Annotated in this window: 11 protein-coding genes and 2 pseudogenes; 5 read left to right on the top strand and 8 right to left on the bottom strand. The window is 68.2% G+C overall.

From position 1 onward, the window contains the following. The 4 genes from VB739_RS15395 to VB739_RS15410 form a co-directional block, all read right to left on the bottom strand. Positions 1–178 (bottom strand): NAD(P)-binding domain-containing protein (locus VB739_RS15395; RefSeq protein WP_323357919.1); only part of this gene is annotated, 178 nt, incomplete at its 3' end. Positions 179–353: 175 nt separating this feature from the next. Then, the gene (locus VB739_RS15400) at positions 354–1,067 is read right to left on the bottom strand and encodes an ATP-binding cassette domain-containing protein (protein ID WP_323357909.1); all 714 of its coding nucleotides are present in this window, start codon (positions 1,065–1,067) and stop codon (positions 354–356) included. Continuing rightward, positions 1,067–2,236 carry an ABC transporter permease DevC gene (devC, locus tag VB739_RS15405; RefSeq protein ID WP_323357910.1) on the bottom strand — a complete coding sequence of 390 codons (1,170 nt, stop codon included), beginning with the start codon at positions 2,234–2,236 and terminating at the stop codon, positions 1,067–1,069. Before devC ends, VB739_RS15400 begins: the two co-directional genes overlap by 1 nt. Further along, a complete protein-coding gene (locus VB739_RS15410) occupies positions 2,233–3,306 on the bottom strand; it encodes an efflux RND transporter periplasmic adaptor subunit (RefSeq protein ID WP_323357911.1) in 1,074 nt (357 codons plus the stop codon). The genes devC and VB739_RS15410 overlap by 4 nt, the downstream gene beginning before the upstream one ends. Before the next feature lie 131 nt (positions 3,307–3,437). Between VB739_RS15410 and VB739_RS15415 the strand changes: the two are divergent. Further along, positions 3,438–3,727, top strand: a pseudogene (locus VB739_RS15415) (TVP38/TMEM64 family protein); the annotation flags it as partial. Here VB739_RS15415 and VB739_RS15420 read toward each other — a convergent pair. Together VB739_RS15420 and VB739_RS15425 are read right to left on the bottom strand one after the other, a co-directional pair. After that, positions 3,727–4,002, bottom strand: a complete 276-nt coding sequence (locus VB739_RS15420; protein WP_323357912.1) for a hypothetical protein — start codon at positions 4,000–4,002, stop codon at positions 3,727–3,729. The pseudogene VB739_RS15415 and the gene VB739_RS15420 overlap by 1 nt on opposite strands. Before the next feature lie 274 nt (positions 4,003–4,276). Then, positions 4,277–4,453 (bottom strand): hypothetical protein, encoded by a 177-nt coding sequence (locus tag VB739_RS15425; RefSeq protein ID WP_323357913.1) that lies wholly within the window; start codon positions 4,451–4,453, stop codon positions 4,277–4,279. A 506-nt stretch (positions 4,454–4,959) separates the two neighbouring features. On the opposite strand from VB739_RS15425, the gene VB739_RS15430 reads away from it, so the two are divergent. Further along, positions 4,960–5,301 carry a hypothetical protein gene (locus VB739_RS15430; protein ID WP_323357914.1) on the top strand — a complete coding sequence of 114 codons (342 nt, stop codon included), beginning with the start codon at positions 4,960–4,962 and terminating at the stop codon, positions 5,299–5,301. Positions 5,302–5,315: 14 nt separating this feature from the next. Then, positions 5,316–6,671, top strand: a complete 1,356-nt coding sequence (locus VB739_RS15435; protein WP_416233349.1) for a choice-of-anchor I domain-containing protein — start codon at positions 5,316–5,318, stop codon at positions 6,669–6,671. 29 nt (positions 6,672–6,700) lie between these two features. Here VB739_RS15435 and VB739_RS15440 read toward each other — a convergent pair whose 3' ends face one another. Then, positions 6,701–7,282, bottom strand: coding sequence for a hypothetical protein (locus VB739_RS15440; protein ID WP_323357916.1), 582 nt, complete (start codon positions 7,280–7,282; stop codon positions 6,701–6,703). A 76-nt stretch (positions 7,283–7,358) separates the two neighbouring features. On the opposite strand from VB739_RS15440, the gene VB739_RS15445 reads away from it, so the two are divergent. Next, positions 7,359–7,568: a hypothetical protein gene (locus tag VB739_RS15445; protein ID WP_323357917.1), complete on the top strand. Its 210-nt coding sequence runs from the start codon at positions 7,359–7,361 to the stop codon at positions 7,566–7,568. 12 nt (positions 7,569–7,580) lie between these two features. On the opposite strand, the gene VB739_RS15450 is transcribed toward VB739_RS15445, so the two are convergent. Then, entirely contained in the window at positions 7,581–9,122 is a 1,542-nt protein-coding gene (locus tag VB739_RS15450; protein WP_323357918.1) for a jacalin-like lectin, read from the bottom strand. Between the two features lie 52 nt (positions 9,123–9,174). Between VB739_RS15450 and VB739_RS15455 the strand changes: the two are divergent. Continuing rightward, positions 9,175–9,420, top strand: a pseudogene (locus VB739_RS15455) (TVP38/TMEM64 family protein); the annotation flags it as partial.

Consider the following 9,420-nt stretch of genomic DNA (forward strand, 5'->3'; position numbering starts at 1 on the left):
CCACTTCCGTGGCGGCCACGGCCTCGGCCGGTGTGGCGGCCACCGTCGCGCCCAGGGCCTGCAGCGGCGCGCAGCGATCCGCGTGGCGGTTCCACACCGTGAGCCGGTACCCGCTGCCCAGCAGCCGCTCGCCGATCGCTGCCCCCAGCAGGCCGGTGCCCAGCAGGCTGATCTCCATCGGCGCGGCCCTGCGGCGCTCGCCAACCTACCGGGGCTCTGACCCCTCCCCGCCCACCTCCGCTACCGCCACGAAGCCATCGCAGCGCAGGGCGTGGGAAGTCCCCCTAAGGCCTTGGCCGTCAGAGGGCTTCAGCAGGCCGCACCATGGGGCGAGTCGTCCCGACCTGTGCGGCTCACCCCGCGACCAGCTGGCCACCCTCGAGGGTGACGATCCGATCGGCGATGTCGAGGATCTTGTTGTCGTGGGTGACCATCACGATCGCGGCGCCGTTGTCGTCCGCCAGCTGGCGGAACAGGTCGACCACGTCGCGGCCGGTGGTCTTGTCCAGGGCGGCGGTGGGTTCATCGGCCAGCAGCAATCGGGGGCTGGGGGCCAGGGCCCGGGCGATCGCCACCCGCTGCTTCTGGCCGCCGGACAGCTTCTCTGGGTAGTAGTGCTGCCGCTCCGCCAGCCCCACCTGGCCGAGCATGCTGGCGGCGCAGTCATCCATCGCTGCCCTGCCCCGACCCAGCCAGGTGGGCGAAACCTCCAGGCCGAAGCGCACGTTCTCCTGGGCCGTCAGGTAAGGCAGCAGATTGTGGGCCTGGAAGATGAAGCCCGCCTGGCGCCGCAGCCGGGTGAGGGCGTCGTTGTCGGCATGGAGCAGCTCCTCCCCCAGCACCTTGAGGCTGCCGCTCTGGGCGGCCCGCAGGCCGCCGAGCATGGTCAGCAGGGTGGTCTTTCCGGAGCCGGAGGGCCCCGTAAGGATGAGGATCTCGCCGGCGTGCACCGTCAGGTTGATGTCGATGAGCACCTGCTTGGCGGTCTCCCCCTCGCCGAACCAGTGGTCGAGATGCTGGAGCTCGATGGGCCGCTCGCGCCCGGCTGCAGCGTCCAGCAGCGTCATCAGAAGATGTCGGCGGGATCGAGCCGCCGCAGCTTGCCGGTGGCCAGCCAGCCCGAACCGGCCGCGATCACCAGGGTCAGGCTGAACACCGCCAGAGCCCGCTGGAGGGTCATCGCGATCAGCAGCGAGGTGGAGCGGGCCAGCAGCGCATACAGGCCCATGGACAGCAGCAGGCTGGGCAGGAAGGCCAGGGCGGCCAGCAGCAGCGATTCCTGCACGATGATGCCAACGACGAAGCCATTGCTGTAGCCCATTGCCTTCATCGTGGCGTACTCCGGCAGATGGTCACTGACGTCGGAATAGAGGATCTGATACACGATGATCGCGCCGACCACCAGGCCCACCAGCACCCCAAGGTTGAAGATCAGCCCGAAGGAGGTGTTGTTGCGCCAGTGGTTCACCTCCACGTCCTCCAGCTCCTTGAGGGTGAGCACCTTCACCGACGGATCGAGAAAGCTGTTCAAGGTGGCTTGCACCTGCAGCGGGCTGACGCCCGCTTCCAGCTGGATCACACCGAGCTGGATGTCGTCACTGGTCTGATCGGGGAACCAGGTCTTGAAATTGCTGGCGGAGGTGAGCAGGTTGATGTCGGCGGCAAAGGTGAGCCCCATCGTGAACAACCCATTCACCACGGCCCGCTTGCCGCGCAGCTCGGTGTCGTAGTAACCGTCCCGGGCCACCACCTGGCCCACGGGACCCGCCGCCTTCTTGGAGAGGGTGTCGAAAAAGAGGCCATCGGGCCGTAGCAGTTGGCCCGGATCGGCCGTCACCTCGGGGATGCGCAGGGCCGGATTCTCCGGCGATAGCCCGAAGATCAGCGCCTGCTTTTTCTCGCGGCTGTCGCGGTTGAGCCAGTCGGTCTTGCCGATGTAGAGGGGCGTCACCGCCTTCACTCCCTGCACCCCCAGGGCCTGGATCAGGCGGCTGCGGGGCAGGTTGAGCGGTTCGCCCAGGTTGGTGTAGCGCCGGCTCACCATCACCAGCTCGCCGTTGAGCCTCTCCAGGGGGCGCTTCTGGCTGGCATAGAGCCCGCTGGCCAGCCCCAGCTGGAAGAACACCAGCACGTTGGCGAAACTCACCCCGGCGATGGCGGCGAGCAGCCGCATCGGTCGATGGCTGGTCTGCCGCCAGGCCAGGGGCGTGCGGCGCAGGGCGGTCAGCGGGTTCATGGCTTCTGGCGACCCAGGACCCGCTCCCGGGCGGCCTCCTGGCTGGCCTTCTGGGCGGCGTTCAGTGGGGCGAACAGCACGTTCACCTGCAGGTAGTTGAGGTGGCTGGCCACCGCCGACTCCTCCGGGGTCAGGCCGATCTTCACCTCCAGCACCCGCCGGTCCAGATTCTCGCCGGCCTGGCCGCTGAACACGGTCTGGCGGCTGACTTCGCGGGCGATCTCCACCACCGTCCCCTGCACGCTGCGCCCCTTGAAGCCGTCGGCGCTGAGGCTGACCGTCTGGCCCAGGGCAATCAGTGGGCGATCGCTCTGATACACCTCGGCGATCACGCCCATGCGGCTGCTGTCGCCCATCTCCAGCAGGCCGTCTTCACCGACCTTGTCGCCCGGGTGGGCATGCACCTTGAACACGGTGCCGGAGAAGGGGGCCAGCACCGTGGCCTTGGCCCGCTCGACCTTGTCCTTCTCCAGCGACGCCCGGCTCTCCCGCAGCTCCGCGGCCAGGGTGCCTTTGGTGGTGATCGCCTCGGCCAGCTGGGCCTTGGCACTGTTTTCGTCGGCCTGCAGTTTCTCCACCCGGTTGGCCGTGGTGGCCCCGTCGGTGAACAGCTGCTCGGCCCGCCGTGCCTCGGCGCTGGCCTGGCCCAGGTCGGCCTTGTAACGGGCGATGACGCTGTCCTGGGCAGCCAGCTTGCTCTGGGCCACCCGTATCGCCGCCTCGGATTTCTGCACGCTGCTCGCGAGCGTGTCGATGCTTTCGAGCACCGCCAGGGGCTGACCCTTGCGCACCTCCTGGCCCTCCTTCACCAGGATGTCGCGCACCCGGTCGTTGGTCAGGGAACTGGGCACCGACACCTTGCTGATGCCGCCCAGGGGCTCGATCCGGCCCAGGGCGGACACCTGCCGCGGCAGCAGCGGCACGGCCCGCTGGGCCTCAGCCTGTTTCCGTTCGCGCTTCTGCCACAGGCGACTGCCCAGCCCGGCCAGCACCACCAGGGCCAGCAGGGCTGCGATCAGCGCCCAGGGTCCGCCGCCGCCCCGGCGACTGGTGGGCTTGGGCATGGTCATGGCGCGATGGCTCCTCGCCTCAGCTGGTTATAGGGCGCTGCCGTGGTCCCGCCCATCGCTATAGCTCGGCGATGGATGGATCCACCCTGCTGGATCAGCTGTGGCCAGCGCTGCGGTCGCCGCTCAGGGGCCTGGGGGTGATCGTGGTGTTTCTGCTGGGGCGGCACTGGCTGCGGGATGGGGCGCGCAGGCGGCTGGCAGGATCCCCGAAGCTCCTGTCGATCGAGCAGGCGGTGAGCCGCGAGGGCCTCAGGTGGTGGTGCTGACGCGCCTGTCGCCGGCCTTCCCCTTCAGCTTGCTGAACCTGAGCGATGGCCTCAGTGAGGTGAGCCTGCGCGACGACTCCATCGGGCTGGTGGCGATCCTGCCGGGCACGGTGCTGTTCTGCGGCCTCGGAGCCTTTGCAGATGATGGGGCCCGCTAAAGCTGGAAACCAACGGCGCCACGATGCTGGCGCTCACCGCGAAGGCCATTGGATGCGGAAGCAACACGCGGCATCAGAACTTCGGCCAGGAATCGGTCTGCAGACTCCTTGGAATCCCAGATCGTGACAATCAGAACGCCGTCATCAGATTGACCGGCAAAATGATGCAGTTGCCCTTCAGGTAAGCCCTCACTGGGATGAACTGCGGCGATCTCATCTCTGTACTCTTGCTCTGTGGCTCCAGGGAAGAAATCAGACAGAATATAGGTCACAAGCACTCCGATTCACACTTAATAGTGTCTTACCTTCGGTTCGATCTGTCAAGCCACGTGGCTTTGGTCGGGCTACGTTTTGTATCGGTTGGAGGATGTCCGGTTGGCAGCTTTGCCCAGGTTGAAGGAATGGCGAGAGTACCCCGCATCCCATCAACCTGTGCTGAGTCCTGGGGCGGCTTCGGGCGCTGCCCTGGCCATCTCCGACCTCCATTCCGGCTCCAACCAGTGCGAGACCCGGGAACTCAGTGCCTTCCTCAAGGCTCATCCGCCCTCAGTGGCTCTTCCAGGTGGGGGATGGCTTCGATCCGCGGGCGATCCGCTGCAACGCAGGCGTGAGCAAGCGCTTCTGGCGCGAGGCCAGCTCGGCATCCTTCGCTCGGCCGCGTTCGGACTTGATCAGCCGGAACACGACCTGATCGATCGGAGGCCGGACCATGGAGAGCACCAACTGTTCCTTGAACCCTGGACGTGTCTTTGCCTGAGGCGACAGGGAAGGGTTGCCTGCAGGCCCATGGGATGTGGTCTGGACTTCAAGCCCATGGACGTAACCCTGGACTAGCGAAGTGTTAACGACAGCGCAGCCGCTGTCGACGGAGGGTGATGGCTTTCACCCTACCCAACTCTTCGTGCCGGCCACCAAAGTGATCAAGTCCATCTTCTCCTTCCTGGAAGATGTCGTCCCGTCCCCCCGCTCCTTTGCCTCGGGTTCGTTTGGATTCGAAGATCGCTTCGGCCGCGACGGTGGCCGTAGCCGGGATGACGACCGTAGCGGGCGCGGCAAGCCCCCGGCACCGGCCCATCCCCTGCTGGCCAGCATCGACCTTTCGCCCACGCCTCCCGCCCCCGGCACCGCCCCAAACGAGCAGTTCCAGACGGAGATCTCCGCCTACGTGAACGTGGTCGGCAAGTCGTACATCCTCTTCTCCGGCGGTGGCAGCACCCTGCAGGTGACCGATGCCAGCAACCCCTCGGCACCGGGTGCACCGCAGCGGGTGCCGAGGGGCCTATGTCAGCCAGTCGGTGGCCACCCACGGCGACCTGGTGGTGGTGGCCCTCTCCCCCAGCGACTACGGCACCACGGCGGGCAAGGGGCTGGTGCGCTTCTACCGGATCGCCAGATCCGGTGCCCTCACCCTGTTGAAGGACGTGGAGGTGGGCTACCTCCCCGATGGCATCGCCTTCACGGACGACGGCAAGAAGCTGGTGATCGCCCCGGCAGCATCGGCATCATTGACATCAAGGGCAAGCAAGGCAGGGAGACCTTCACCTATACGGATCTGGGCTTTGCCGGGCTGACCCTGCCCACCGGGATCCGCATCTCCGGGCCAGCCGGAACCACCCAGGCCACCGACATCGAGCCCGAGTACGTCTCGATCCTCGGAAACTATGCCTACGTGACCCTGCAGGAGAACAACGGCGTCGCCAAGGTCAACCTCAAGACCCACACGATCGAGACGATCTTCGCCCTCGGCAGCGTCGACTTCAGCACCCAGTTCGTTGACATCAGCGACCGGGACGGCGCCGGCAGCACGCCCCTGATCAAGCCCGTCCTCGGCAACAACGTGGCGGGTCTGCGGATGCCGGATGGGGTGGCCGCCTTCAGCACCAAAGGCAAGGACTATTTCATCACCGCCAACGAGGGCGACGGCCGCGAGTACGGCACCGCCGGAACCCCGGGCTTCTACCTCGATGAAACCCGGCGCCTGGGTCGCCTCAAGACCCTCAGCGAAGACACCACCGCCCCCTTCACCGCCTTCGGCAGCCGCAGCGTCAGCATCTTCGAGGCCAACACCGGTGCCCTCGTCTGGGACAGCGGCAACACCCTGCAGACCATCGCCATCGCCGCCGGCGTCTACGACGACACCCGCAGCGACGACAAGGGCGTCGAGCCCGAAGGGGTGGTGGTCAAGACGCTGAACGGCCGCACCTACGCGATCGTCAGTGCCGAACGGGGAACCAGCAGCCTGCTGGCCGTGTTCGACATCACCCAGCCCGCCCAGGCCAGCTTCGTCACCAGCACCGTGCTGGCCGGCAACGTATCCCCCGAGGGCCTGCTGCTGATCGACGCCAAGGACAGTCCCACAAAGCGAGATCTTCTGGTGGTGTCCAACGAGGTGTCGAACACCCTGAATTTCATCGATCTGGCGGCCATGATCGCCGCGCCTCCGGTGGCCGGTGCCGGCACCTTCACGTCCACCATGCTCAAGGACGTGGCCGGCGGCCCCGAGCTCAAGATCACCAGCCTGATCACCAACGGCACCGCGCCGGGCAGCGGCGTCTACGTGCCGCCGGGCATCTTCGATGGACAGGGTGCCGACGCCAATGGCGATGGCACCTACACCTTGCTGGTGAACCATGAGGTCGGTGCCAGCGTGGGCTACGCCTACACCGCCGAGGGCCTCAACGCCTCGGTCACCGGTTCCCGCATCAGCCGCTTCATCGTCGATATCGATGCCGACGACAAGGCCTCCAACGGCTTCCAGTCGCGCATCGTCAGTGGCGGCCTGGCCTACGACAAGGTGATCGGCGACGACATCAACGGCTTTGATCGCTTCTGCTCCGCCAACCTGGTGGAGGCCAACAGCTTCGGCGCCGGCCGTGGTTTCGCCGATCGCATCTTCCTCACCGGTGAGGAGGTGTTCGGCGGTGGCGGCGGTTCCTTCTAGGCCCTCGATACGGCCAGCAGCGATCTCCATCAGGTGAAGGCCTTCGGCAAGGGCACCTGGGAATCGGCCACCGCGATCGACACCGGCAGCGCCAACGCCGTCGCCGTGCTGCTCCTCGATGACGCCAAGGCTCCCCTGCGGCTCTGGGTCGGCGAGAAGACCGCCGGCGGCTTCCTGGAGCGCAACGGCCTGGCGGAGGCCAACGGCGCGCTGCCGGCGCCCTGCAGCTCAGCCGCATCGAGGATGGCGAGGTCAACCCCCTCAACGGCCAGCAGGCGGCCTTCGTCTCCACGGGCACGAAGGATTTCACCAGTGGCGACCTGTATGGCAACGTCTACACCCTGAGCTTCACCGAGGCCTTCGGCGACGATGGCCGCCTGGCCAGCACCGGTACCAGCAGCCTGCGGGTGATCTACGACGCCGATCGCCTCGCCGACCCCACCACGGGCCTGCGCAACCCCGACAACCTCACCTGGAGCGCCGATGGCTCCCTCTACCTGCAGGAGGACCGGGCCAATGGCGGTGGCCTCGACATCGCCAACGGCAACTTCGGCACCCAGGAAGCCTTGATCTGGAAGCTGAACCCCAGCGGGCCCTATCGATCCGATCACGGGGGCGCCCGCGGAGCGCTGGGCCCAGATCGACCGCACAGCGGTCCCCACCGCCTACGGCCAGAGCCAGCCCGGTGTGGTCACCGACCCCAGCAGCAACGGGGTGGGCAACTGGGAGTCCTCGGGGATCATCGATGTCTCGACGATCTACGGAGCCGCCCCCGGCAGTGTCTTCCTGGCCAATGTTCAGGCCCACAGCCTCGGTGGCGGCAACATCAACGGCAGCGGCTATCTGGCGGAGGGGGGCCAGATCAATCTGATCCAGCAGACCGTTCCGCTGATCTGATCCCATCTGCTGTCAGGGCCCCTTGGCCACCGCCTCCAGCGGCTGCCAGATCAGGGGCCCGAAGCGGGCCACCACGACCCGCAGGCCATCGAGTTCCCTGCCGCTGCGCCCGCTGAACCCCAGCACCGCGCTGTCGGCGGGGACGGTCCAGTCGATCAGGCGGTCACCGGCCTCACCGCCACCGCCGATCCGCTGGCCGTCGCTGCTGGTGAGGAACAGCCGGTCGACCCGGGTGCCGCTGAGGGCCTCGATGCGGCGGATCACCACGCCCTGCCCCAGCTCCAGGCGGCCCCGGTCGCCGCCGCCACCGCCGCCGTGGACTTCCGCCTCGAGCGGATCACCCTCGCCGGCGTAGCGCAGCTGGATCTGATCCACCCGCGAGCCGGTGCGCAGAGCCACCTCCACCAGATGCCGCCGCTGGCGAATGGCCCCAGCACGCCCGGGGAAGGCGAAGGGTGCACCGCCGTTGCCCCCCATCGGCAGCTCCTCGCCCAGGGTCACGTTCAGCTCGGGGCTGCCCGCGGCCAGGGACGGCAGCTGCGGCGCCTCCAGGGGAGCGGTGGCGGCGGCGGCGTAGGCGGACCGGCAGGCGTCGAGGGCCGCCAGGTCAGCCGTGGCAACAGCGCGCCGGATGGCCAGGCTCGGGTCCGCCGCCACGGCATAGAGCCGGTAGGTGTCCGCCACCCAGTCCATCTGGTGAATCAGGCCCTCCAGCCGTTCGCGGCGCTCGAGCAGTCCCTCGCCTGGGCCCTCGCCGCTGAACAGCTGCCGGTTGGTGGCCACGGCCCGGAAGGCGGCGCCGATGGCGGGAACGCTCTCGTAGCCCCGGGTCCGCACGCCGATCAGGGCCGGCTGATCCAGGGGGAGCCCGGCGAAGTCGCGGGCGAAGGGGATCAGGGAGGCGGCCTCGGCCGGTGGCTGGGCCCGGCTGCCGATCACCTGCATCCGGAAGCCCACATTCACCGCAGCCGTGCGGGCAACCGTTGTCACGGTCTCCACCAGGGCAGGAGTCAGGGCCAGACCGCCGAGGCCCAGTCCCGCCTCGAACTCCCGCTCCACCAGCCGGGCCTGCTCCCGTGACTGGGCATAGAAGGTGAACACCCCGTGGCACTCGCCGCCCACCTCCGCCGCCGCCACGAACCCATCCCCGTGCAGGGCCACGAAGGCCTCCAGCTCGGCGGGACCGCCCGGCACGGCGAACCCGTCCAGCAGGTGGGTCTGGCCCACGTCCAGCGCTGCGGCCACCTGGCGGGCCCAGACCACCAGGGAGAGGCTGAAGGCGGTGGTCTTCAGGGAGTCGCGGAACGCCTGTTTGGCCTGCAGCAGCTGCAGGGGGCCCAGGCCGATCCCCAGCGCGCTGCCGCCGTGCAGCGACTGGACCAGTTCCTGATGGCTGCGGCACAGCTGCCAGCCCACCGTGCTGCCACCGCCCGCCGGGAGCACCGTGCCGCCCACGGCCGCCTCCAGGGGCTCGCCGTTGCCTGTGACGCAGTGGCGCCCGCGGAACAGGGATCCCCGAGCGACCTGCTGCGCCAGCTCCGAGGGGTCAGCCATGGCGCCAGGGGCAGCGGGACCCAAGCCTAGGCAGGGTCGATACGGTGGCCCCATGGACCCGCTCTGGCTGCCGGATCATCTGTTGCTCTGGCTTCGTTCCCCCGTCGGGGCCATGGCCTTCGTGCCCCTGTATGCCCTGTGGGTGACCCTTCTGCTGCCGGGGGTCTGGGCCTCGATGCTGGCCGGGGTGCTCTACGGCCCGCTCTGGGGCAGCGCGCTGGTGTTCGCCGGGGCCTGCCTGGGGGCCCAGGCGGTGTTCCTGCTGGGGCGCGGCCGCTGGCGGGGCTGGGCCCGCCGC

This window comes from Cyanobium gracile UHCC 0281 (assembly GCF_034931305.1).
Taxonomy (GTDB): Bacteria; Cyanobacteriota; Cyanobacteriia; order PCC-6307; family Cyanobiaceae; genus Cyanobium; species Cyanobium gracile_A.